The 23938-nt window shown below is 46.7% G+C and carries 22 protein-coding genes; 13 read left to right on the forward strand and 9 right to left on the reverse strand.

The window, feature by feature from the left end; genetic code table 11:
* Window positions 1-13 precede the first annotated feature (13 nt).
* On the forward strand, window positions 14-1309 hold the full coding sequence (gene brnQ, locus EDC16_RS02890) for a branched-chain amino acid transport system II carrier protein (RefSeq protein ID WP_132965221.1): 1296 nt from the start codon (window positions 14-16) through the stop codon (window positions 1307-1309).
* 75 nt (window positions 1310-1384) lie between these two features.
* Here the strand turns inward: brnQ and EDC16_RS02895 are convergent, their stop codons facing one another.
* Window positions 1385-3340 (reverse strand): bifunctional 2',3'-cyclic-nucleotide 2'-phosphodiesterase/3'-nucleotidase, encoded by a 1956-nt coding sequence (locus EDC16_RS02895; RefSeq protein ID WP_132965223.1) that lies wholly within the window; start codon window positions 3338-3340, stop codon window positions 1385-1387.
* Between the two features lie 204 nt (window positions 3341-3544).
* Between EDC16_RS02895 and yidA the strand changes: the two genes are divergently transcribed.
* The 5 genes from yidA to EDC16_RS02920 all read left to right on the forward strand — a co-directional run bounded on the left by yidA (window position 3545) and on the right by EDC16_RS02920 (window position 9048).
* Window positions 3545-4357 carry a sugar-phosphatase gene (gene yidA, locus EDC16_RS02900; protein WP_132965225.1) on the forward strand — a complete coding sequence of 271 codons (813 nt, stop codon included), beginning with the start codon at window positions 3545-3547 and terminating at the stop codon, window positions 4355-4357.
* 19 nt (window positions 4358-4376) lie between these two features.
* Window positions 4377-5477: a sugar diacid recognition domain-containing protein gene (locus tag EDC16_RS02905; RefSeq protein ID WP_132965457.1), complete on the forward strand. Its 1101-nt coding sequence runs from the start codon at window positions 4377-4379 to the stop codon at window positions 5475-5477.
* A 123-nt stretch (window positions 5478-5600) separates the two neighbouring features.
* Window positions 5601-6863, forward strand: coding sequence for a GntP family permease (locus tag EDC16_RS02910; protein ID WP_132965226.1), 1263 nt, complete (start codon window positions 5601-5603; stop codon window positions 6861-6863).
* Between the two features lie 13 nt (window positions 6864-6876).
* Complete coding sequence (locus EDC16_RS02915) at window positions 6877-8025, forward strand: glycerate kinase (RefSeq protein ID WP_132965227.1); 1149 nt, start codon at window positions 6877-6879, stop codon at window positions 8023-8025.
* 123 nt (window positions 8026-8148) lie between these two features.
* Window positions 8149-9048, forward strand: a complete 900-nt coding sequence (locus EDC16_RS02920) for an SAM hydrolase/SAM-dependent halogenase family protein (RefSeq protein ID WP_132965229.1) — start codon at window positions 8149-8151, stop codon at window positions 9046-9048.
* 265 nt (window positions 9049-9313) lie between these two features.
* On the opposite strand, the gene EDC16_RS02925 is transcribed toward EDC16_RS02920, so the two are convergent.
* Window positions 9314-10156 carry a LysR substrate-binding domain-containing protein gene (locus EDC16_RS02925; protein ID WP_132965231.1) on the reverse strand — a complete coding sequence of 281 codons (843 nt, stop codon included), beginning with the start codon at window positions 10154-10156 and terminating at the stop codon, window positions 9314-9316.
* 142 nt (window positions 10157-10298) lie between these two features.
* Here EDC16_RS02925 and EDC16_RS02930 point away from each other — a divergent pair, with 142 nt between their 5' ends.
* A complete protein-coding gene (locus tag EDC16_RS02930; protein ID WP_132965234.1) occupies window positions 10299-10916 on the forward strand; it encodes a LysE family translocator in 618 nt (205 codons plus the stop codon).
* Window positions 10917-10932: 16 nt separating this feature from the next.
* Here the strand turns inward: EDC16_RS02930 and EDC16_RS02935 are convergent, their stop codons facing one another.
* Both EDC16_RS02935 and asd read right to left on the reverse strand, forming a co-directional pair.
* Window positions 10933-11877 (reverse strand): alpha/beta fold hydrolase, encoded by a 945-nt coding sequence (locus tag EDC16_RS02935; RefSeq protein WP_132965235.1) that lies wholly within the window; start codon window positions 11875-11877, stop codon window positions 10933-10935.
* A 161-nt stretch (window positions 11878-12038) separates the two neighbouring features.
* Complete coding sequence (gene asd / locus EDC16_RS02940; RefSeq protein ID WP_132965237.1) at window positions 12039-13148, reverse strand: aspartate-semialdehyde dehydrogenase; 1110 nt, start codon at window positions 13146-13148, stop codon at window positions 12039-12041.
* A gap of 182 nt (window positions 13149-13330) precedes the next feature.
* Between asd and EDC16_RS02945 the strand changes: the two genes are divergently transcribed.
* On the forward strand, window positions 13331-14080 hold the full coding sequence (locus EDC16_RS02945) for an SDR family oxidoreductase (RefSeq protein WP_132965239.1): 750 nt from the start codon (window positions 13331-13333) through the stop codon (window positions 14078-14080).
* Window positions 14081-14264: 184 nt separating this feature from the next.
* Window positions 14265-14936, forward strand: coding sequence for an iron-sulfur cluster repair protein YtfE (ytfE, locus tag EDC16_RS02950; protein ID WP_132965241.1), 672 nt, complete (start codon window positions 14265-14267; stop codon window positions 14934-14936).
* Window positions 14937-14982: 46 nt separating this feature from the next.
* Here ytfE and EDC16_RS02955 read toward each other — a convergent pair whose 3' ends face one another.
* The 4 genes from EDC16_RS02955 to recA form a co-directional block, all read right to left on the reverse strand.
* Window positions 14983-16224 (reverse strand): chloride channel protein, encoded by a 1242-nt coding sequence (locus tag EDC16_RS02955; RefSeq protein ID WP_132965243.1) that lies wholly within the window; start codon window positions 16222-16224, stop codon window positions 14983-14985.
* Between the two features lie 15 nt (window positions 16225-16239).
* The gene (locus EDC16_RS02960) at window positions 16240-16914 is read right to left on the reverse strand and encodes a DNA-3-methyladenine glycosylase I (RefSeq protein ID WP_132965244.1); all 675 of its coding nucleotides are present in this window, start codon (window positions 16912-16914) and stop codon (window positions 16240-16242) included.
* A gap of 2 nt (window positions 16915-16916) precedes the next feature.
* A complete protein-coding gene (locus EDC16_RS02965) occupies window positions 16917-17708 on the reverse strand; it encodes a DeoR/GlpR family transcriptional regulator (RefSeq protein WP_132965246.1) in 792 nt (263 codons plus the stop codon).
* A gap of 266 nt (window positions 17709-17974) precedes the next feature.
* Window positions 17975-19027: a recombinase RecA gene (gene recA, locus EDC16_RS02970; protein ID WP_132965248.1), complete on the reverse strand. Its 1053-nt coding sequence runs from the start codon at window positions 19025-19027 to the stop codon at window positions 17975-17977.
* Window positions 19028-19305: 278 nt separating this feature from the next.
* On the opposite strand from recA, the gene mutS reads away from it, so the two are divergent.
* Window positions 19306-21909: a DNA mismatch repair protein MutS gene (gene mutS, locus EDC16_RS02975; RefSeq protein WP_132965250.1), complete on the forward strand. Its 2604-nt coding sequence runs from the start codon at window positions 19306-19308 to the stop codon at window positions 21907-21909.
* 79 nt (window positions 21910-21988) lie between these two features.
* Here the strand turns inward: mutS and EDC16_RS02980 are convergent, their stop codons facing one another.
* Entirely contained in the window at window positions 21989-22330 is a 342-nt protein-coding gene (locus EDC16_RS02980; RefSeq protein ID WP_132965252.1) for a helix-turn-helix domain-containing protein, read from the reverse strand.
* Window positions 22331-22476: 146 nt separating this feature from the next.
* On the opposite strand from EDC16_RS02980, the gene EDC16_RS02985 reads away from it, so the two are divergent.
* The 3 genes from EDC16_RS02985 to EDC16_RS02995 all read left to right on the forward strand — a co-directional run bounded on the left by EDC16_RS02985 (window position 22477) and on the right by EDC16_RS02995 (window position 23883).
* Window positions 22477-22707, forward strand: coding sequence for a hypothetical protein (locus EDC16_RS02985; RefSeq protein ID WP_132965254.1), 231 nt, complete (start codon window positions 22477-22479; stop codon window positions 22705-22707).
* A gap of 259 nt (window positions 22708-22966) precedes the next feature.
* Window positions 22967-23419 carry a hypothetical protein gene (locus EDC16_RS02990; RefSeq protein ID WP_132965256.1) on the forward strand — a complete coding sequence of 151 codons (453 nt, stop codon included), beginning with the start codon at window positions 22967-22969 and terminating at the stop codon, window positions 23417-23419.
* Window positions 23420-23421: 2 nt separating this feature from the next.
* On the forward strand, window positions 23422-23883 hold the full coding sequence (locus tag EDC16_RS02995) for a hypothetical protein (RefSeq protein WP_132965258.1): 462 nt from the start codon (window positions 23422-23424) through the stop codon (window positions 23881-23883).
* Window positions 23884-23938: the final 55 nt, after the last annotated feature.

A 23938-nucleotide genomic window follows, 5' to 3' on the forward strand; every position in this document is an offset into this window, starting at 1 on the left:
AGGGTTATAGATTATGCTATCTCGTAAAGATATTCTTATTTTAGGCATGATGATTTTTTCGCTATTTTTAGGCGCAGGCAATATTATTTTTCCACCAATGGAAGGTTATCATGCCGGTACAAACTGGTTATGGGCAGCGTTTGGCTTTGTATTAACCGGCGTCTGTATGCCATTTATCACCTTGGTGGTCGTTACACTAAAAGGGCGAGGTGAAGCCCTTTCGCTTGACCTTCCGAAATGGGTCGGTGTAACATTTTGGTCAATCCTCTACTTAGTGATCGGCTCCACTTTTGCGATGCCACGGGTGACCAATGTCGCCTATGAAATGGCATGGCAGCCTTTGAATCTGTTCAATGGCGAGTATCAACATATTCTGTTTGCCTTAGCCTTCAACCTCATTGGAATGTTTTTTATGTTGGGACGCAGCACTATGATCTCCAGTATTGGTAAATTTATGGCACCAATGTTGCTGGTCTTGTTGATAGTAGTCGGCTTTGCGGTGATTTCTAATCCACTTTCCACGATTGTCTTACCTTCTCACGCTTATGCTGAAAATTCCGCCGTCGCAACCGGGCTAGTGGGTGGCTATCAAACGATGGATGTGCTGTCTGCAATGGCTTTCGGCGGCATTGTCGCCAGAGCGCTGGCAGTCAAACAGGTATCGGATAAAAAAACCATACTGCAATACACCTTAAGTGCCGGAGCAATTTCTGTGCTGCTGCTCAGTACGTTGTACATCTGCCTGTTTTACCTCGGCGCCACCAGCCACAGCGTCGCTGTCGAGGCAACCAACGGTGGGCAAATTTTTGCCGGTTATGTCAAGGCACTGTTTGGCAACACGGGAGTATTGATGATGAGTGGCATTGTCATGCTGGCAAATTTGACCACCTTAGTGGGTGTCACAAGTGCCTGTGCCGATTACTTCTCCAAATTCCACCCTCGGCTTACCTATAAGTTTTTTGTTATCGTCTTTACCGCTGCGACTATCATCATTTCTGAAGCTGGTTTGGACACCTTGCTCAGAGTGACCATTCCTGCATTATTACTGATCTACCCGATAGCCATTATGCTGGTCGCACTACAGCTGCTGCGCCATAAACTACCTTCAATAAAATTCAGCTACCAACTCACCATCGGCACCGTATCACTGTTTAGCCTGTGCGATAGTCTGAATAATATCGGCGTATTACCGCACTTTGCCAACGAGCTGCTGGCGTATGTGCCATTTTACCCGCTTGGCTTAAGCTGGGTGGTGCCGGCTGTTATGGCGCTGTTAGTGAGTATTGCGATTGGGAAAAAAATCAGCTAAAAAAATTAACCCTCGATAATTTATCGAGGGTTATCTTTGCTGTTTACTTAATTATTTAAAGCGGCCTGTTTAGCACTACTTGCTTAAATCGACTTGATATAAAGCAAAGCCCACTTCGTCTTGCCCGATTTTCTTCATCGGATATTGCGCATGTTGTTGAATAAACTCCGCGGCTTTTTCCGATGGTGAGGTTTCAAACACAATCTTCAAGTTCGCTTGTGGAATCGCTTTAAAGCGCCAGTTGTTATCCGCTTGCGGTTTCACCTCGCCCTGCTCTTGGCTGACCCGGCGAATATAGTCGGCTAAAATCGTACGGTTTTCATCCGGCGCAGCAAACGCCAGTTGACTGCCGTCGGTGCCCGGGAACTTGTTACCAAAGGCACGATAGTTATTGGTAGCAATCAAAAACTCTTGTTTTGGATCAATCGGTTTACCGTTAAATTTCAGCTCGACAATCCGTTCTGCTTGCGGATTCACCAATTTACAGTCACCATCATAACGTGCTGCTTGGGTCACATCCACTTGATAATCCACGCCGTCAATCACATCAAAATTATAGGTGCGGAAATCATCCCAATTGATCAGATGCTGTGCTTCGGTTTTACTCGGGTCAATTTGCTTAAATTGACCGGCAGAGCACTCTAACCACTCTTTCACTTGCGCCCCATTGACTTTCACCGCGACTAAGGTGTTCGGATACAGATACAAATCCGCTGCATTGCGGAAACTGAGCTGTCCGGCTTCGACCTCGGTGTAGCTGGTCGGATCATTTTTACGTCCCCCGGTTTTAAACGGCGCTGCCGCAGAAAGCACCGGCAGGTTTTCCAGCTCCGGATTGCCTTTGATAAAGTTTTTCACATAATCCTGTTGCGCCAGATTCACAATTTGAATCGTCGGATCATCTTGCACCAAGGCTAAGAAGCTGTACATTTTATCAGCAGCTTTACCAATCGGCTGGTTGACATACTCACGAGTGCTGTCATGATCATCTTTCAGCACCTTCACAATCTCCGGATGTGCTGTTGCTACCGCACTTTTACTTTCATTATCAAAAATCGGGCGGGCTTCCGCACGCGCTCCCGTGACCAGCCACTTGCCACTGTCGTTGTTCAAGTTCAGATCGATAATGCCCAAATGGCTGCCCCAATAGCCCGGCATCACTGCCGGCACACCATTGATCGTGCCTTTTTCCAAATCCACATTCGCCACATCGGCAAACGATTTACTTGGGAACAAACCGTGCGCATGCCCGAACGCAATGGCATCAATGCCGTCAATTTGTGAAATATAGGATACGGCATTTTCTGCCAACGGTTGATATGCCTCTTTTGATAAACCGGAGTGCATTAAAGCAATCACCACATCCGCTCCCTCGGCTTTCATCTGCGGCACCAGCTCGCGTGCGGTTTCAGTGATGTCTCTCACTTCCAATTTGCCGTCTAAATGTTTTTTGTCCCAAGTCAGAATTTGTGGTGGCACAAAGCCGATATAACCTATTTTAATTGTCTGTTTTTCGCCTTTATCATCAACCAATTGGTAATCTTTGATTAAATATGGCGTGAAATACGGCTTGCCGGTGGCAAGGTCAATTACATTGGCACTGACATAAGGAAAATTGGCGCCCGCCAATGCCTTGTCCATAAACGCTAAGCCATAGTTAAATTCATGGTTACCGACAGTCGCTGCATCATAATTCAGCAAATTCATCGCTTTATAAACCGGGTGAACCTCGCCGGCGGCTAAGCCTTTGCTCGCAATGTAATCGCCCATCGGGCTGCCTTGAATCACATCACCGTTATCGACCAACACGCTGTTTTTCACCTGTTCACGGGCTTTGACGATTAAATCCGCCGTGCGTGCCAAGCCCAATTTATCTGATGGAGCATCTTTATAGTAATCATAATCCAGCATATTCGCGTGCAAATCAGTGGTTTCGATAATACGCAAATCTACATTGGCGGCTGAAGCCAAGTTCGGTATCGCAAGTGCAGCAGTGATTAACGTTGTCAGTAAAGCAGGTTTAAAAGACATAAAACATCCTCTTTTTAAATATCAATATGTTTTGAAATAACGCTCCTCATTCTATGTTAATTGCCAAAGCTTGAAAAGTTAATGACAGAAAAAGCCGTGCTTGTGTGAAATCAGAATACAACTTTGCGATCTTGCTCACAAAATTCCCTTTTCCCGAACAGAACGGCAATGTTATGCTGTAAATAATTAAGATAAGGAAACGCTATGCAAACCTATAAACTCATTGCCCTCGATATGGACGGCACTCTGCTCAATAACGAAAAAAAGATCAGCGAACGCAATAAAACCGCTATTTTGGCGGCACGCCAACAAGGCGTATATGTGATTTTGGCCTCCGGTCGCCCCTATATCGGCATGCAACAATATATGCAGCAGCTCGGCATGACCGGCAATGATGATTATGTGTTGTGTTTCAACGGTGCGATTGTCGAACGAGCCCATGACGGTTATGTGATCAATAGCAAAATGTTGCAAGGCAAGGACGCCAAATTCGTGGCACAGCATGCCGATCGCGTTGGCTTAAACGTGCATGCGTTTTCACCTACTCGTGGGTTGATCACCCCAAAAGCCAACCACTACACCCAGCACGAAGCCGATTCCAACGGCATTGATTTCAGCTTACTGGATTTTTCACTGCTGGACGATCACGAGCCGATCATCAAAACCATGATTATCGATCCCCCTGAACTGCTTGACCCGTTTGCTGCCGCTGTGCCGACCGCACTTTGCCAACGTTACACCGTGGTGCGCAGCGCACCGTTCTTTCTGGAATTTATTCACCCGCAAGCCAATAAAGGTGCCGGTGTGGCGGCGCTGGCTCAGCATTTGAATATCAACCCCGAACAAATCATCTGCTGCGGCGACGCCGGTAACGATCTGCATATGCTGCAATATGCCGGTTTGGGCGTAGCAATGGGCAATGCCACTGAAGACATAAAAGCCATCGCCGACTACATCGCCGCCGACAACAACAGTTCCGGCGTCGCCGAGGTGATTGAAAAGTTCGTATTGGCATAAAAATGTGGTCAAACAGCCGATGAAACTGGACAAAACCATCGCCCAACAAATCGTCAATCGCACAATGAAAATCATTGCCAAATCGGTCAATGTGATGGACGAAAACGGCATCATCATTGCCTCCGGCGATCCAAGCCGCTTACAGCAACGGCATACGGGCGCAGTGCTGGCATTGCGCGAAAAACGTACGATTGAGATTGATGCGCTATTGGCAAAACAGTGGAATTACGAAGCCCAGCCGGGGATTAACCTACCGATTCACTATCTGGGGCACACCTTCGGCGTAGTCGGCATCTCCGGCGTGCCGGATGAAGTGCGGCGTTATGCCGAACTGGTGAAAATGACAGCGGAATTAATCGTCGAACAAAACGTGTTGCTGGAGCAAGAACGCTGGCAACGGCGTTATAAAGAGGAGTTTTTGCTGCAACTGATTCAGGGCAAGGCCGATGCACAAGCTGTGAAGCAGGCCGCACTGTTCGCCCTCGATGCCAACCGCCCATACGTTGTTGTTATCATTAAACTACTGAAAAGCAGCATGGAATCGTTGCGCGAATTGGTCGGTTATCTGGAGCTTTCCCGTTTGGATCTTCACCTTGCGGTCAGCGCCCTTGATGAAATCGTGATACTGCAAAGCGCTGAATCTGCGGCGTGTGGCACGCACGTCTTGTCGGCGCAACTGTTGCCTTCTAGCATCAATCCTCAGCAGTTAAAAGTTGCCTTTGGCTGCCCGATGAGCGGCTTGGACGGCATTGCCGTTTCCTATCGAACCGCACTTTCCACCTTGAATTACGGGTGCCGTATCGCCCCCAAAAAACAGACTTACCGCTATCAGGAATATAAGTTACCGGCACTGCTGGACGGGTTGTCCGACTGGCAATTGGTGGAAATCAGCCGCGTTTTGCAGCCGCTATATGCCACCGATGAAAAACGGGTGTTGTATAAAACCTTGCAAACCTATTTTTTATCAAATTGTGATCCGGCTCGCAGTGCGAAAAAACTGTTTATCCACAGCAATACCCTGCGTTACCGTTTAAGCAAAATTGAACAATTAACCCAGTTATCTTTCAATAAGATAGATGAAAAATTCATTCTCTATTTAGCCACGCTTTTGAAAACATGATTTGTGCAATATAACAAAAATACTCTTTTCTTACGCCTTATTTTTGGCTTTTTACACAACGATTTTAATTAACTGTTATGTGCATAATGACCGCACTTAACGGTTAGGCGTGGGAGAAAAAATATGGTGAGTGTTTCAGCTTGGGGTGCGGTCGTGGCATTAGTGATTGCCATCGGCTTGATTTTAAAGAAAGTTCCGCCGGCATACGGCATGATTGTCGGCGCATTGACCGGGGGATTAGTCGGCGGAGCCGGTTTAAGCGAAACCATTGCCCTGATGATCGGCGGCGCACAGGGCATTACCACCGCCGTTATGCGCATTTTGGCCGCAGGTGTCTTAGCCGGCGTGCTGATTGAATCCGGTGCGGCAAGCAGCATTGCCGAAACCATTGTCAAAAAACTGGGAGAAACCCGAGCGTTGCTGGCATTGATTCTGGCAACTTGGCTGTTGACCAGCGTCGGCGTGTTTGTCGATGTAGCAGTTATTACGGTTTCTCCTATCGCCTTGGCATTGGCAAAACGTGGCAACTTATCCAAACCCGCTATTTTACTTGCGATGGTCGGCGGCGGCAAAGCCGGAAATATTATGTCGCCCAACCCAAATACCATTGCAGCAGCAGAAGCATTCGACATTCCGTTGACCTCGCTCATGGCAGCAGGGATTATTCCGGCGTTGTTCGGTTTGCTGATCACCTATTTTCTTGCCAAAAAATTAATTGCAAAAGGCAGCAAAGTTAGCAGCGAGGAAGTGGCTATCGTCGACGACAACTGCTTACCGCACTTTGCCGCCGCCATTTCCGCACCGCTGGTGGCAATTATCTTATTGGCGCTGCGTCCGCTGGCAGATATTGCAGTTGATCCATTAATCGCCCTGCCGCTCGGCGGCTTGATCGGCGCTTTGCTGATGGGCAAACGGCATGATATCAATCACTATGCAATCAGCGGTTTAGCCAAAATGGCGCCAGTGGCGATTATGTTGCTCGGTACCGGCACCTTAGCCGGCATTATCGCCAATTCAGCCTTAAAAGACGTACTGATCGAAGGCTTAACCGCCTCCGGTTTGCCGTCGTATCTGCTGGCACCGATTTCAGGGGCGCTGATGTCGCTGGCAACGGCATCGACTACCGCCGGAACAGTGGTTGCTGCGAATGTGTTCAGCAGCACTCTGCTCGAATTGGGCATCAGCGGTTTGGCAGGCGCTGCCATGATTCACGCCGGCGCAACGGTATTTGATCATATGCCGCACGGCTCTTTCTTCCATGCCACTGGCGGCAGTGTTAACATGAATATCAGAGAGCGTTTAAAACTGATTCCATACGAAACCTTCGTCGGGCTGACCTTAGCACTGGTTTCAACCCTTATTTTTGGTGTATTCAATTTATTTTAAGTGAGGATTTATCATGAAAATTGTCATTGCCCCCGATTCGTTTAAAGAGAGCTTAACCGCACTTGAGGCGGCAGATGCGATTGAAACCGGTTTTAAAAAAGTGTTTCCGCACGCAACATACCTCAAAGTACCGATGGCGGACGGCGGCGAGGGCACGGTGCAATCGTTGATTGACGCCACCGGCGGACGCTTGCTGCATTTGGACGTGACTGCACCGTTGGGCAATCAAACAGCGGCTTTTTTCGGGCTGTCCGGCGATGGCAAAACAGCAGTGATTGAAATGGCGGCGGCATCAGGTTTACATTTAGTGCCGCCGAGCCAACGTAATCCGTTGCTGACCACCAGTTATGGCACCGGAGAGTTAATTAAAGCGGCGTTGGATCACAAGGTTGAAAAAATCATTCTCGGTATCGGCGGCAGTGCTACCAATGACGGCGGCGTCGGTATGTTGCAAGCACTGGGAGCTCGTTTTCAAGATGCTTACGGGCAAGAATTAGCATTTGGCGGCGCGGCATTAGCGGAATTAACCCGCATTCAATTGGACAAACTGGATTCGCGTTTGCAGCAAGTGACGATCGAAGTGGCTTGCGATGTGGATAATCCACTTTGTGGCGAACAGGGCGCATCCGCCACTTTCGGCCCGCAAAAGGGCGCAACGGCGGCAATGGTGCAACAATTAGATCAGGCTTTGGCACATTTTGCCAAGCTAGCAAAACAGCAACTGGGGCTGGAAATCGCTGAGCTTGCCGGTGCCGGAGCAGCAGGCGGCATGGGCGGTGGCTTGCAGTTACTGCCGAATGTACAGTTAAAACCAGGGGTACAAATCGTGATTGAAGCCGCCAAGCTAGCGCAACAACTGCAAGATGCTGATTTAGTGATCACCGGTGAAGGGCGGATTGACGGGCAAACGGTGCACGGCAAAACCCCGATTGGCGTGGCCAAAACCGCCAAGCAGTTTAACAAGCCGGTAATCGCAATTTGCGGCTGCTTGCGCGATGACTATGATGCCGTTTACCAGCATGGCATTGATGCGGTGTTCCCGATTATCAGCCAACTCGGCAGCCTAGCGAACACACTGGCAGACGGACACAAAAATTTGGTTTCGACCGCACACAATATTGCTCGGTTGTATTGTTTAAATCGCGATGGTTTAAACCGCTAAATCCCAGACCGTGCTTTGCCCAAAAATCAGCCTAGATTGGCAAAAGTGCGGTTGGCTATTGCCTCACTTTTCCGCCCTGTGTTATGTTGACAGCGACAATCAACCAGCGGAGGAATTTATCTGATGAAAAAACCACTTTTAACCTTGATATTAGGACTTTCTGTCGGCAACGTTGCCTTGGCAGACAATGCACTGTTGCTGCAAACCGATTTCAGTCTACAAGATGGCGCAGTTTCTGCAATGCAAGGGGTCGCCTTCGGGGTTGACAACAATCTGAAAATCTTCAATTTAACCCACGAAATTCCGCCTTACGACATTTGGCAAGCCGCCTATCGACTGTATCAAACCGCACCTTATTGGCAAAAAGGCACGGTGTTTGTCAGTGTGGTCGATCCCGGTGTCGGCACCGATCGCAAATCGGTGGTGCTGAAAACCCAAAGCGGCCACTATTTTGTGACACCGGATAACGGCACACTGACCCTCGTCGCCGAATCGCTTGGCATTGACAGCGTGCGCGAAATTGATGAAAAAACCAACCGTCTTTCCGGCTCTGAAAAATCCTACACCTTTCATGGTCGTGATGTGTACGCCTACACCGGTGCACGCTTGGCAGCAGGGAAAATCAGTTTTGAGCAGGTCGGGCCGGAGCTAGAGAAGAAAGTCTTTGAAATTCCGTACCAAAAAGCCACGCTGGAAAACGGCGAATTAAAGGGCAATATTCCGATTTTGGATATTCAATACGGCAATATTTGGACCAATATCAGCGATCAGTTATTAGAACAGTCCGGCATTCAAAAGGGCGATATCGCCTGTGTTCAGATCAAACAGGGCGAACAACTGCGCTACAGTGGCAAAATGCCGTATGTCAGCAGCTTCGGCGATGTCAAAGACGGTGAACCGCTGTTATATTTAAACAGCCTGCTGAATGTCTCTTTCGCGCTGAATATGGAGAATTTTTCTGAGAAAAATCAGGTGAAATCCGGCGCAGATTGGCATGTTGCCGTGAAAAAATGCGGTAACTGATTGCTATTCAATGTTAAAGTGCGGTTTACAACCGCACTTACCGCACTTTAGACTGCTGACAAAGTTTAAAATACACGATTAATATTGTAAAAGTAGGGGCCGATTATATATCGGCCCGAACCGCACCTTGCATTTTTCCTTTATTGATTAAGCGCTTATACCACACTTCGCAAACGGGCGGATATATAATCCGCCCCTACCCAGCCTAATCAAATATCTTTGGCAATAATCTGAAGTGCGGTTCGCAACCGCACTTTGATCTTGCCTAAACCATCTCTTTTTTCAGCCAGTGTAAAAATGCGGTTTTATTGCGGCAGGTTGCAAACGCCGTTTGCGACAGCAGATAGTACGCCGAACCGTCGGCAATAAAACCGTGCGGCGCCTGTAAAATCCCTTGTTCGATTTCATCATGCACCATAAAGCGCGAAGCAATCGCCGCGCCCATGCCGGCAATCGCTGCTTGAATCGAAAGATAAAAGTGCTCAAAATAAATATCGCCCTGATAGCGGCAATTCTCCAACCCACTGACCTGCAACCAGTTTTGCCACGCCTGTGCTCGGGTATGGGTGTGCAGTTTTTTCAATTGGGTTAAGTGCGGACGCTGCACCAAACCGATTTGCTCCTCGCTGATTTTTTCGGCGTAAAGTTGCGGTGACCAACGAAAGTCATTACGCCGAATTGCCACATCAATGCCCTGCCGCTGGAAATCCACCGCGCCACCAGCAGCCAAAATCACCGGATTAAAATCATATTGTTGCTGAAATCGGCTGATTCTGGGGATCAACCATTTCATCGCCAGCGTCGGCTCGCACGAAATCACCAACTCCTGTCGGCGCCGGTGTTGCATGCGCTGAACCGCACTTTCCAATCCGGCAAACGATTCACGGCAACATTGATATAAAATCGTACCGCTGTTTGACAACACCAGATTGCGTCCCTGTTTTAAAAACAGTGGCACGCCGAGATGACGCTCCAAGATTTTCAATTGTTTACTGACTGCGCCATGGGTAACGTGCAGCTGCTCGGCGGCAGCACTTAAGCTGCCGGATTCAGCAACGAAATAGAAAAATTTGACGGCATTTAGCGGCAGTGCTTTAATCTGTTCCAAAATCTCACACTCTTATGACAAAATTTCGATTTTATTTTATCTGAAAACAGGACAAAATAAGCTAATAATACGATGGCACGATATAAAAAACAGGCGTTTATTTCAACTGTTTTTATTAATAAAAAATACCGAGAAAAGCAATATGACAGAATTATTAGCAGTCGCTACTATCACAATTTTGGCAGTGATCAGTCCCGGTGGCGATTTTGCCATGACCACCCGCAACAGCTATCTGTATGGCAAACGAGCGGGGATTCTGACTGCCGTCGGCATTGCCGCTGCAGTTTGGGTGCATGTCGGCTACACGCTGTTGGGCGTCAGCGCCTTGCTGTCACAATCGCCGGTTCTGTTCAATCTGGTCAAAACGTTCGGTGCGATGTATTTGATTTATATTGGCATTGCAACTTTTCGCCATCGTCCCGTTGCCTTTGAGTTGAACGGAGAAAGTGCGGTTTTAAGCGATAATCAGGCGTTTAAAAACGGGTTTGTCACCAATGCGCTCAACCCGAAAACCACGCTGTTTGTGCTCAGCACTTTTACGCAAATCGTGAATCCCGACACACCGATTTTGATACAAATCGGCTACGGTGCTTTTATGTCACTGGCGCATTTGCTGTGGTTCGCTGCTGTCGCAATCATGTTATCCACGCCACAGATTCGCCAGCGCTTGTTACAACAACAACGTATCGTCAATCGTATCATTGGGCTGATTTTATGTGGGCTAGGGCTGATGTTGCTGATTTCATCGGTAAGCAGTTAACCGATACCGTACGATTTTATCCTAAAAAACACCTGATTTTTTCCATCGCCAATGTCCGAATCGGATCACGTTCAAACAAAATTTCATGTTTGGCATTATGGATTGTTTCGTGGCGTAAATTATGGAATAATTTAGCGTAGTCTTCAATTTGCCGATTGGAAACGACCACCTCTTTTTCTGCTTGCAGCAGCAGAACCGGAAGCTGGATTTTACCAATCGCACGCGGCAGTTTATTAAACTGCAGTAAAAAGAGGTGTGCCCAGCGAAAAGTCGGTCCGCCCAGATGCAGTTCCGAAAAGCGTCGATTGATACGATTATGCCATTTCATGCGGGTTTTGCAGCAACTCAAATCATTATGTTCCGGATTGATCGGTTTATAGGCAGTGTGCCCGAAGACATAGCGCTGCCCTTGCCCCAACAGCATCATCAGGCTGACCAAAATCGGATCCAGCCACGGATTTTTCAGCGGTAAGGCAAACAGCGGAGCATTCAGGATCAGCTTGTCAAATTGATGCGGATATTTGGCTAAATATAAGGTAGCAATCAAACCACCCATTGAATGCGCCAACATCACCTGTTGTTGGTAGGCATAGCGCTGATTGACGCTGTGCAGCACCGCATCGAGATCATCAAGATAGTAATCGAAACGGTCAATATGACCTTTTTCCGGATCGCGTAGCAGCCGCTGTGAATAGCCCTGCCCACGGTGATCAAACGCCAACACATCAAAGCCTTGCTGATAAAAATCGTAGGCGATTTCCGTCCATTTCAAGACATTTTCTGCTCGACCACTGACCAGCAACATCAGTTTGCGCGCCCCCAAATCCTGCGCTGGGTGTTCAAAAAAACGATAGGCGATTTTGCAGCCACGCTGCCCGTCGAGGTATTGCAACGGAAATTGTTCGGCAAACGGTTTTAATGTTCTCAGCGCAAACTGCCCAAAGTGCGGTTCTCGTTCCATGTAATGACCTGTAATCGGCAAGATATTAATGAGGCAGAGTAGGGGAGGATTGAATATCCTCCCGTTTATATAAGCATTTAATTTATAATGAAGACGTACTAAGTGCGGATCGGGCGGATATATAATCCGCCGCTACTCTTCTAATCGAAGTCGCTTGTCTTTTATGCCACTAGCAGACGTAAAATCCGGCGTAATGGTTCCGCAGCGCCCCACAATAATTGGTCGCCGACGGTAAATGCTGCCAGATATTCAGGCCCCATATTTAATTTGCGCAAACGCCCGACCGGTACACTTAAGGTGCCGGTGACTTTGGTCGGTGTCAATTCACGCAAGGTACTCTCTTTGTCGTTCGGGATCACTTTCACCCATTCGTTATGCGATGCCAGAATCTGTTCGATCTCTGCCAACGGCAAATCTTGTTTCATTTTGATGGTGAATGCTTGGCTGTGGCAACGCAACGCACCGATACGCACACACAAGCCGTCGATTGGAATCGGGCTATCGGACAGACCTAAAATTTTATTGGTTTCGGCAAAGCCTTTCCACTCTTCTTTGGTTTGACCGCTGTCGAGCAATTTATCGATCCACGGAATCAGGCTGCCAGCCAATGGTGCACCAAAATTTTCAATCGGCAAATCGCCACGCATTTTGTCGGTGACCGCTCTTTCAATCTCCAAAATAGAAGAGGCCGGATTCGCCAAATCGGTTTGCACCACATCGCGCAATTCGCCCATTTGCACCAGGAGTTCACGCATATTTTTAGCGCCGGCACCGCTTGCCGCTTGGTAAGTAGCAACCGAAACCCACTCCACCAAATCACGCTCAAACAAGCCACCCAACGCCATCAACATCAGACTGACGGTGCAGTTACCGCCGACATAGGTTTTCACGCCTTTCGCCAAACCGTCGCGGATCACATGTTGATTAACCGGATCTAACACGATAATCGCATCTTTTTCCATCCGCAGGCTCGAAGCTGCATCAATCCAATAGCCATCCCAACCGGCAGCACGCAGTTTCGGATAGACTTCGTTGGTATAATCGCCGCCTTGGCAGGTGACGATAATGTCCAACGCCTTTAAGTCGTCGATATTAAACGCATCTTTTAATACGCCACTGTTTTTGCCACCAAAACTCGGTGCTGGTTGCCCGGCTTGCGAGGTGGTGAAAAACACCGGATTAATATAGGCGAAGTCCTGTTCCTGCTGCATGCGATCCATTAAGACCGAACCCACCATTCCGCGCCAACCGATAAAACCCACGTTTTGCATATTGCTTCCTTAATTATTTTGATGTTGTTATGAATGTTGTGTTATTAAATTTTGTGTACTAATTAATTACAACATCACCTGAATAAAAGCAACTCTTTTAGCAAAAATTTTTACCGCCGTCTGTGCTTTTTGTTATATTGGCAATAAACAAACATCAACAGCCCCTAAAAAGGAGATTTCTTATGTTAGTACTTATCACCGGCGCCAGTGCCGGATTTGGTGCCGCCACCGCACGCTTATTGATTCAGCGTGGACACCGTGTGATCATCACCGCCCGCCGCCAGCAACGGTTACACGCCTTGCAACAGGAGCTGGGTGCGAATTGTTTTGCGTTGGCATTTGATATCAGCGATGAACAGGCGACATCAAGCGCCTTACAAAGCCTGCCGCCAGAATGGCAACAGATTGATCTGCTGGTCAATAACGCCGGATTAGCGCTAGGTATCGACGCCGCACAAAACAGCAATCTAGCTGATTGGAAACAGATGATCGCCACCAATATCAGCGGCTTGGTCAGCATCACTCATGCGGTTTTACCCGGCATGGTCGCGCGCAATCGCGGACATATCATCAATTTAGGCTCGATCGCCGGCGACTATCCCTATCCGGGCGGCAATGTTTACGGTGCCACCAAAGCCTTCGTGAAGCAATTCAGCCTCAACTTGCGCGCCGATTTAGTCGGCACCGCAGTACGGGTCAGCAATGTCGAACCGGGTCTGTGTGGCGGCACTGAGTTTTCCAAAGTGCGTTTTCATGGCGATGATACCAAAGCCGCAGCGTTGTATTCGAATGTGGATTATCTGAGCGCTGAAGACATTGCCGAAACCATTGTTTGGATCGCCGAACGCCCGGCACACGTCAACATCAACCGGATAGAAATTATGCCGGTCGCGCAAGCGCCTGCTGGTTTAACGGTTAAGAAAAAAGTATAACCGACCACTCACCGCACTTTTGACAATATCAAGGCGAAAGTGCGGTTAGCCTACCTCATATCAGGTATTCTTTTTGATTTAGATCAAAAGATGAATTAAAAATACAGCTTTTAAAATTAAAATACCTTACTATTTAACTCAACTTTTATACCACCTACTATCTAACGAATACCGAGAGGATACTATGTCATTTCAAGAAAAAAAATTAAGCGAATTAGCGATTGCCATTCCGGGCGCCACCAAACTATTTCGTGAGTACGATCTGGATTTCTGCTGTGGCGGCGCCAATACCCTTAGTTTTGCAGCAAAAGTAAAAAATTTAAATTTAGCTGAAATTGAGCAACGCTTGGCAGCCTTGGAGCAACGACAAGAGCCGAACGAAGCAAAAAATTGGCTGCAAGCCTCTTATGCCGAAATTATCAACCACATCATCGCACGCTTTCACCAGCGCCATCGCGAGCAATTGCCGGAATTGATTTTCTTAGCCGAAAAAGTAGAAAATGTGCACGGCGATCGTGCAGACTGCCCGATGGGCGTTTCGGCGGTGCTAAAAGAGATACATTCCGATTTAAGCCAACATATGCAGAAAGAAGAGCAAATTTTATTCCCGATGATCAATGCCGGTCAATATGCCATGGCGCAGATGCCGATTCAAGTGATGGAGCATGAACACGATGATGCCGGTCAGCAAGTCGAGGTGTTGAAATCCTTGACCGATAACCTGACACCGCCACGGGATGCCTGCAACACTTGGCGTGCGCTTTACACCGGCATTAATGAATTTATCGATGATTTAATGTTACATATCCATTTGGAAAACAATATTTTGTTTCCACGCGTGCTGAGCCAAGCCTAATCAACAGACCCTAGTCTCCAACCGCACTTTAAACGTTTTCAAACCATTAAAGTGCGGTCTTGGTTTTATCAAACAACCATTTTTCCACCATCCAAGCACTCGCCACTGCCAGCGCCAACGGCAGCAACATTGCCGCTGAGCTACGGGTCAGTTCCAAAGCAAACACAATTGCAGTCAAGGGCATTTTCAGCGAGATCGCCAGAAATGCGGTTGCGCCAATTAACGCTGCGCTTTCGATTGAAATCGATGGTAAAAAGGCATTCCAACCAAATGCTAACGAAAATGCCAAGATACTGCCCAACATCATCGATGGGGTGATCAAGCCGCCGTAAGCCCCTGCCGCCAATGCCAACAGCACCACCAACCATTTCATCAGCAATAACACCAATCCCTCATGCCAGTTTAGCAAGCCAGCAAACACCAATTGATTGCCGGCTTTGCCGTTGCCCAACACATCGGGGAAAAAAATGGCAACTGCGCCGATCAGGCTGAATAGCAACATCGCCAATGGCACTATCCGTTTATCAGTACGTGGCAAAAACGGTACAAGTGCGGTGGTATAACGGAACAGTTTGACTAACGGGGTGATAAGCAAACCGAATAATAACGCAAACCAGAGCAGCGGCTGGTTAATCTCTGGATTCAACAAATGATACTGCACCAAATCACCCAAGGTATAGCGCACCACCATCGTCGCAGTCACTGACGTCAGCAAAGCAGCAAACACCACCCTGGCATTAATCGCCACCACCAAAGTTTCCAAAATAAAAATCGTTGCTGCCAGTGGAACGTTATACACTGCCGCCAAACCTGCTCCGGCAGCACAGGCAATCAGCAATGCCGCATCGTCATCGTTTAATTTTATTTTTCGAATCCATAATGAGGCAAAAGCAGCACTCATCTCGCGTGGCGCGGTTTCACGTCCCAATGGCGCCCCCAAACCAACGGTCACAATTTGTAGCAACGCATGAGAAACCGTAGTGAAAAATGGCATCCCTGCTTGCGGAGCAGCCATTGCCGCTTTAAACCCGACTAATTTTGCACCGTAGCGCTGAATCGTATACCAACCAAAACCAACCAACACGCCGCACAGCAGCAGCACCCACCAACGGCGGCTCGGCGCTGCCTGTTCCACGCCCAAACGAAACGGCAGGCTTTCCCCGTGTAATGAATAATCGAAAGCATGATGCTGTACAAAATGCATTAATTCGGTCAACGCAAAGCCGACCAGACCGGCAACCACTCCAATGATTAACAAAGAAATAAAAAATCGAAAGCGGATTTGCATAGTCACTCTCCTCCGTCAATCCCCCATACTGAAAGCCACAATCTGGCTAATATGGCTGAGAGAAAGACCGCTTTGCTGCTGCCACTGCGAGAAAATTTGCTGTGCCGCTTCAAACGAACGCTGGGTTTGGATGCCGCCTTCAATTAATTGATGGTTGCGTAAATAGGCTTCCACATCGTGGGTCAGCAAGAAAGTGTCTTTGCCGACCGCTCTTAGCGCATAAGCACCGGTATTGCCGCCCAAGCGTTGCCCGTTTTTCTTCAAATAGCGCCAAAGTGCGGTAATATTTTGTGGATCCCATTCAGCAATTAATCGCGAAAAACCACCATCCAAATTGGCTTGATAGATCATTTGTGCATTATGCTTAATCGTTGCCACTTTTGACCAATTGCGGATAATACTCGGATCTTGCGCTTTCTTTTCCCAGAGTTCATCGGGCATCATCAGCAGTTTTTCGATATCAAAGCCCCAGAAAAGCCGTTCAAAATGCTGCCATTTTTGATCGACAATCCGCCAAACAAAACCCGACTGAAAAATCTTACGCGTAAATTCCGCCAACCAACGATGATCCGGTACTGCCAATAATGCCTGCGAAGATTGCACCGGACAAAGCAGCTGTTGCAACCGCACTTCGCCGCCTTTTTGTCGACAAGCACGTTGGTAAATATCATCAAAAGCTTCCACAATCATGCTTACTCCACATTTTGCACGGGATTTTCAGCTAACGCCGAACACAGTTCCAGTTTAATATTGTGCTGCTGCAGCAATTGCGCGATGTTTTCCGGCGGCAGGGCATCAGTCAATAAAATATCAACTTCACTAATGGCAGCTAAGCGTACAATCGCTTTGCGGCTAAATTTGGAGTGATCAGCCACCAATAGAATTTTGCGCGAGCTTTGCATTAATGCACGTTTTACCTGCACTTCATGAAAATCATAATCCAACAATGCGCCATCTTCATCAATAGCACTGATCCCCAAGATGCAGTAATCCAAACGGAATTGCGAAATAAAATCAACGGTCGCTTCCCCAATAATCCCGCCATCGGAACGCAAATTGCCACCGGCAATCGTAATCTCAAAATCCGCTTTTCTCATCAAAATATGTGCCGCATTCAGATTATTGGTCACAATGCGCAAGTTCTGATGTTCTAACAGCGCATAAGCTACCGCTTCCGGGGTGGTGCCAATATCAATAAACAGTGAAGAACCATTTTTTATCAATCCGGCAACTTGTTGGGCAATCGCTTGTTTTTCTTTGGAGAAGAAGCTTTTTCGTTCAGCGTAATCGCTGTTTTCACTGTTGGAGGGAGAGGCGGCACCACCGTGATGACGGCGAATTAAATTTTGTTCTGCCAGTTCGTTGAGATCACGCCGAATCGTCTGTGAAGTCACATTAAAAACCGCCACCAAATCTTCGGTGCTGATATAACCACGCTGTGTCACCAATTCAACAATTTGTTGATGGCGTATCGATTGTTTCATCTTCCCCCCTTAAGTCAATTGTCTAACGTCACTCGTATCATGCTGGTGCTTAATATACCTGAAAGTTTGACTTTTTGGAGAATCATAAAAGAAAAAATTCTTGTAATTGAGAACAATACTTGCCGACAACAGCAGAGAAGGGCAAAGTGCGATCAGCAGGCTATTTCTCTCCCTATCTGAGCGCACGTCAACTATGGTTTTATATATACGGTTTGATATATACGGTTTAATATACGATTCGACAATATCAGAAATCCAACATTGGATTATACTTCACCTTCAAAATTGTCTTCTTCAGCAGCCTCAACATCGGCAGTTAAACCTTGTTCCGGGTGTGCTAACAATTCAGCTCGCAATTTCTCTTCCAGCTCGGCACACTCCTGCGGATGCTCAGCTAGCCACTTCATCGCATTGGCTCGACCTTGCCCGATTTTGCCACCGTTGTAGGCATACCACGCACCGGATTTTTCCACCAGTTTATGTTTAACACCCAGTTCAATCAATTCACCGTTTTTCGAAATGCCTTCGCCATACATAATTTGGAATTCAGCTTGACGGAACGGTGCCGCCACTTTGTTTTTCACCACTTTTACTCGGGTTTCGCTACCAACCACTTCTTCACCGTCTTTCACTGCGCCGGTACGACGAATATCCAAACGTACTGACGCATAGAATTTCAGTGCATTACCGCCGGTAGTGGTTTCCGGATTACCGAACATCACCCCGATTTTCATGCGGATTTGGTTGATAAACACTACTAAACAGTTCGCAGTTTTGATATGTCCGGTCAGTTTACGCAACGCCTGCGACATCAAACGCGCCTGCAAGCCCATATGCGAGTCGCCCATGTCACCTTCAATCTCGGCTTTCGGGGTTAAGGCGGCAACAGAATCGACAATAATCACTTCCACTGCCCCGGAACGTACCAAGGCATCACAAATTTCCAACGCCTGTTCGCCGTTGTCCGGTTGCGACACCAACAACTCTTTCACATCAACACCCAGTTTGCTGGCATAAATCGGATCCAACGCGTGTTCGGCATCGATAAAGGCACAGGTTTTACCGGCTTTTTGCGCTTGGGCAATCACCGACAGGGTTAAGGTGGTTTTACCGGACGATTCAGGCCCGAAAATCTCAACGATCCGCCCCATCGGCAAACCACCGATACCCAACGCCACATCCAAACCCAGCGAACCGGTCGAAATTGACTCAATATCCAGCGTTTGCGTATCGCCAAGACGCATAATCGAGCCTTTGCCGAACTGCTTCTCAATTTGCCCTAATGCGGCAGCCAGTGCTTTTTGTTTGTTATCATCCATAGCAAATCCTCTATTTAAACAAGTTTTCTGATCAGAATTGCTGCTTATTATACTGTATGGTTATACAGTATCAAGTGAAATTTTGATCTTTTTAAATAGAATTCGATCCTTATTCCAAAATTTACTCGATTGCTGCTCGACAAACCGCACTTTTACCGAGAAACAATTGATAATATATTGCTGATTCAGTATTATTTTTCCCTTTATATTTCTTTGATTGCGCTATACAGCGTTGCAACCACTATTCCAAATAGCACCGTGACAGACAAGGCACCCCGATGAAAGAGTCATTAGACAACAGTTTTTCTACCCACACCCCAATGATGCAGCAATATCTGCGTCTGAAAGCCGAAAATCCGGATATTTTGCTGTTTTACCGGATGGGGGATTTTTATGAATTGTTTTATGACGATGCCAAAAAAGCGGCACAGTTGCTGGATATTTCCCTGACTAAACGTGGTAGTTCCGCCGGGCAGCCGATTCCAATGGCGGGTGTGCCATATCATGCGGTGGAAGGCTATTTGGCGAAGTTGGTCCGCTTAGGCGAATCGGTGGCGATTTGTGAACAGATCGGCGATCCGGCGACCAGCAAAGGACCCGTCGAGCGGCAGGTAGTGCGGATAGTCACGCCGGGAACCGTCAGTGACGAAGCCCTATTGCCAGAACGGCAAGATAATCTGATTGCAGCGGTGTATCAACATAAAGTGCGGTTTGCCTTGGCAACATTAGACATGACTTCGGGGTGTTTTCAAATCAGTGAACACGACAACCGAGCCAGTTTACAAGCGGAGCTGCAACGGCTATCGATTGCCGAGCTGTTATATGATGAAGAGTTCAGCGAAATGAGACTGTTGGAGGGGCGCCGCGGTTTGCGGCGGCGTCCGATTTGGGAATTTGAGTTGAATACCGCACTTCAACTGTTGAACCGCCAATTCGGCACCCAAGATCTGAAAGCTTTTGGCGTGGAAAAAGCCAGTTTGGGGCTGTGTGCCGCCGGTTGCCTGCTGCATTATGCCAAAGAGACCCAACGTACCGCCCTGCCGCATATCACTGCGATCAGTTTGGTACAAAATAGTGATTTTATTATTTTGGATGCTGCGACCCGACGCAATTTAGAGCTGACGCAAAATCTGTCGGGCAGTAGCGAATATACTTTGGCATGGGTGCTGGATCACTGTGTCACCCCGATGGGCAGCCGTTTGTTGAAGCGTTGGATTCATCAGCCGATTTGCGATATTGCGCAGCTGCAAAAACGGCAGCAAGCGATTGCAGCTATTTTACAGCACGACTTAATTGCTGATTTGCAGCCACTATTGCGCCAAGTGGGCGATATGGAACGGATTTTGGCGCGGGTGGCGTTGCGTTCGGCACGACCGCGCGATCTCACTCGTTTACGCACCGCACTTGAGCAAATTCCGCTGATCAAAAATCAACTCAATGCGCACAATTCGCCACAACTAACCGCACTTTGTCGCTTAATCGACGATTTTGCTGAATTATGTGAGCTGTTACAACAGGCATTGGTTGAAATGCCGCCATTGTTGATTCGCGACGGCGGTGTGATTGCGCCGGGCTATCATGCTGAATTGGATGAATGGCGCGAGTTGTCTGCCGGCGCCACCCGATTCTTAGACGAACTGGAAGCACGCGAGCGTGAAGCCACCGGAATTGACACCCTGAAAATCGGCTTTAATGCGGTGCACGGCTACTATATTCAGATCAGTCGCGGACAGGCGGAGCGCGCGCCGATTCATTATGTGCGCCGTCAAACCCTGAAAAATGCCGAACGCTATATTATCCCCGAACTGAAAACCTATGAAGACAAGGTACTGAAAGCCAAAGGCGCTGCGCTGGCGTTGGAAAAACAGTTGTACGACGAGCTGTTTGAACGGCTGCTACCGCACTTGGGCGATCTGCAACTGGCGGCATTAACGCTGGCACAATTGGACGTGTTTGCCAATTTGGCGGAACGGGCGCAAAGCTTGAACTACAGTTGTCCGCAATTTTCCGAGCAGATCGGCATCGCGATTGAAAACGGTCGTCATCCGGTGGTCGAGCAGGTGATGAGTGATCCATTCATTGCCAATCCGTTGCAACTCAACGCTGAACGCCATCTTTTGGTAGTAACCGGTCCGAATATGGGCGGAAAAAGCACTTATATGCGACAAACAGCATTGATCGTGTTGATGGCGTATATCGGCAGTTTCGTGCCGGCGCAAAGTGCGGTCATCGGCCCGATTGATCGGATTTTCACCCGCATCGGTGCATCGGACGACCTTGCCTCAGGGCGTTCTACGTTTATGGTGGAAATGACCGAAATGGCGAATATTCTGCATCAAGCCGGAGAAAAAAGCTTAGTGCTGATCGACGAAATCGGACGCGGCACCTCGACTTACGACGGCTTGGCGTTGGCGTGGGCGTGCGCTGAATGGTTGGCGAAAAAATTGCGTTCGCTGACTTTGTTTGCCACCCACTATTTTGAACTGACCGTATTGCCGCAACAATTCGAAGGCGTATTCAACGTGCATCTGGATGCATTGGAACACAACGACAGCATTGCATTTATGCACGCAGTACAAGACGGTGCCGCCAGCAAAAGTTACGGCTTGGCGGTGGCGGCATTGGCGGGCGTGCCAAAAACTGTGTTGAAGCTGGCAAAGCAGAAGCTCAACCAACTGGAACGATTGTCGCAACAAAGTGGCGATCACAAGCTACAGCAGTTGCGTGAACTGAGCCAAATGCAGGCGGAGCTACCGTTAGTTGAAGAAGACGAGGGCAAAAGTGCGGTGTGGCAAATGCTGCAACAGCTTGATCCCGACGATCTCAGCCCGAAGCAAGCACTGACTTATTTGTATCAATTGAAAACGTTGGTGAAAGGTTAAAATAATCGATTTTGATAGTAAAAGTAGTGGCGGATTATATATCCGCCCGAACCGCATTTTGCATTTTGCATTTTGTCTACTATGCCTTAATCTGCCGTACCGCATCTAAAAACGCTACGAAGATATCTTTTTGTGCATTGCTCAATTCTTGCCAATAACGATCCCGCTTGTCGTTATTCCACGCTTTATCCAGCATACAATCCGTAAAAAAATAGCTAATTGGTGTTTCCAAAAAATTGGCGATTTTAACTAAATGAGCCACATTGATTTTGTTTGTGCCACGTTCGTAACGGGAAAGTTGCGGTTGAGAAATATCCACAAGTTCTGAAAGCAATTCTGCGGTATAGCCTTTTTCTTTACGCTTTTGCTGGATTCGTTGACCGATTAGGTAGTCGATGGTTGTTGGTGGAAATTTTGCCATAGCTCTTACACACATAAATATTCTATTACTGCATATTTTTTGCCATTTTTATGCTTGCATAAAGGGCTATAAAGAGATAATATCAGCGAAAAATATTCCTTTATGTAAACTTAATTGCTTGTTTATGCCTTTATAGGAGCTTGTTTATGAAAAAATTACTTGTTGCCGCAATAGCGTTTGGAACTTCGGGGATGGTGTTTGCAGATAACTGGCAAGCGGCTTATAACGAATCGGATACACCTGCCACAGATATAAATTTATATGCACATCGTTGCACTTATAAAACACTTGGAGGATATAGATTTACCATTGTTCATGACGGATTTTGCCCTCTCACTATTGAAGTAGATCCTATGGCTGGAAAATGGAGAGAGTAATATGTATGACTATAAATTTATCCGATGCAATCAACCATTTTCTATATCAAAAGATGAAGATACCAGTAAAAAATTTGAAAACGACTTATCCGAAAACTTATAAAAAGGTTGGGAAATTGATCGAGTTGAGATGATGACTGCTGAATATGGAACAGACATATCTTCAGAATATAAACTATTCATTCTCAAAAAAGAAAAAAATTAACAAAATTCCATTGCAATTTATACAGAATATTTTTAATTAAGACAGGGAATTACAATGAGTAGAATTAAACATATATGGATATTATCTCAATTCTCAAAAATAGTCATTACTTTGGCTATCATTGCAACATCTTCACTTACTTATGCAAACAAGGCACTTATTGATGAAGTTGTATCCAGTATTAACTCGATAAATATGAATAATAAGAAAGCTGGTTTTCTGTATTTAGATAAGGCAATACCATTGTATCAAGCCGACTCGGTTATATTATCGCATATCTATGATAGTACAAAAAATATAGAAGTCTCGTCTAAAAAAGAAATCCGTCAGATAATGATCGAATTTCAACAACAATCTATATATTGTAAACATATGGGTATTAAAAATACATTGGAAAACGGAATTAATTTCATCGTTGTGACATATGACACTAATAATGAGCATCTACATGATTTTTTTCTTACACATGAAACCTGCTCTAATTTTAATAATAAATACAAGGATTAATAATGAATAAATTCAAACAAACTTGGTCATTTCTATTTGAGTTTGAAGGAAAAATTAGCCAAAAGCATTATTTGATTTTTCTTGTATTATGGCTGCCGATTTTAGTAACAAGTTGGTTGGTTTCCATGTGGTTGTTTGATGAGTTGGCTTATTGGGTTGCAGTTAATCTTAAAATATCAACCGAGAAAGGAACATTGCTAACATTACCTTGTATTTTTATTCTGTTTACTTTAACACCAATATTACATTCACATATAAGCCGACGGTATAATGCTATTGATAAAAACGTTTGGTTTAAGGTATATAAAACCATTTTATATATACATATTGGCTTGATCATAATCGCAGGTAAATTTATCACGAGTTATTATTTTTATGTACTGCCTTCGTTAGCTGTTTTTTCATTTTATTTTTTTGCCTTAATACCAATGATTGCTATCGCATTTTATAAAGATGCTCAATGAATTTTTTAGGTATAATAGGGTCTGGTGATGTTTGGGCAATAAAAAAATCCCTCTG

The organism is Testudinibacter aquarius, assembly GCF_004342725.1.
GTDB lineage: Bacteria > Pseudomonadota > Gammaproteobacteria > Enterobacterales > Pasteurellaceae > Chelonobacter > Chelonobacter aquarius.

Coding starts and splice junctions, on each gene's coding strand:
- asd (WP_132965237.1), bottom strand. CDS start 13,148: ATGCAAAACGTGGGTTTTATCGGTTGGCGCGGAATGGTGGGTTCGGTC.
- EDC16_RS02905 (WP_132965457.1), top strand. CDS start 4,377: ATGAAACTGGACAAAACCATCGCCCAACAAATCGTCAATCGCACAATG.
- EDC16_RS02980 (WP_132965252.1), bottom strand. CDS start 22,330: ATGGCAAAATTTCCACCAACAACCATCGACTACCTAATCGGTCAACGA.
- EDC16_RS02965 (WP_132965246.1), bottom strand. CDS start 17,708: ATGAAACAATCGATACGCCATCAACAAATTGTTGAATTGGTGACACAG.
- EDC16_RS02995 (WP_132965258.1), top strand. CDS start 23,422: ATGAATAAATTCAAACAAACTTGGTCATTTCTATTTGAGTTTGAAGGA.
- EDC16_RS02920 (WP_132965229.1), top strand. CDS start 8,149: ATGAAAAAACCACTTTTAACCTTGATATTAGGACTTTCTGTCGGCAAC.
- EDC16_RS02955 (WP_132965243.1), bottom strand. CDS start 16,224: ATGCAAATCCGCTTTCGATTTTTTATTTCTTTGTTAATCATTGGAGTG.
- recA (WP_132965248.1), bottom strand. CDS start 19,027: ATGGATGATAACAAACAAAAAGCACTGGCTGCCGCATTAGGGCAAATT.
- EDC16_RS02930 (WP_132965234.1), top strand. CDS start 10,299: ATGACAGAATTATTAGCAGTCGCTACTATCACAATTTTGGCAGTGATC.
- yidA (WP_132965225.1), top strand. CDS start 3,545: ATGCAAACCTATAAACTCATTGCCCTCGATATGGACGGCACTCTGCTC.
- EDC16_RS02935 (WP_132965235.1), bottom strand. CDS start 11,877: ATGGAACGAGAACCGCACTTTGGGCAGTTTGCGCTGAGAACATTAAAA.
- mutS (WP_132965250.1), top strand. CDS start 19,306: ATGAAAGAGTCATTAGACAACAGTTTTTCTACCCACACCCCAATGATG.
- EDC16_RS02895 (WP_132965223.1), bottom strand. CDS start 3,340: ATGTCTTTTAAACCTGCTTTACTGACAACGTTAATCACTGCTGCACTT.
- EDC16_RS02960 (WP_132965244.1), bottom strand. CDS start 16,914: ATGATTGTGGAAGCTTTTGATGATATTTACCAACGTGCTTGTCGACAA.
- EDC16_RS02915 (WP_132965227.1), top strand. CDS start 6,877: ATGAAAATTGTCATTGCCCCCGATTCGTTTAAAGAGAGCTTAACCGCA.
- ytfE (WP_132965241.1), top strand. CDS start 14,265: ATGTCATTTCAAGAAAAAAAATTAAGCGAATTAGCGATTGCCATTCCG.
- EDC16_RS02945 (WP_132965239.1), top strand. CDS start 13,331: ATGTTAGTACTTATCACCGGCGCCAGTGCCGGATTTGGTGCCGCCACC.
- EDC16_RS02985 (WP_132965254.1), top strand. CDS start 22,477: ATGAAAAAATTACTTGTTGCCGCAATAGCGTTTGGAACTTCGGGGATG.
- brnQ (WP_132965221.1), top strand. CDS start 14: ATGCTATCTCGTAAAGATATTCTTATTTTAGGCATGATGATTTTTTCG.
- EDC16_RS02990 (WP_132965256.1), top strand. CDS start 22,967: ATGAGTAGAATTAAACATATATGGATATTATCTCAATTCTCAAAAATA.
- EDC16_RS02910 (WP_132965226.1), top strand. CDS start 5,601: ATGGTGAGTGTTTCAGCTTGGGGTGCGGTCGTGGCATTAGTGATTGCC.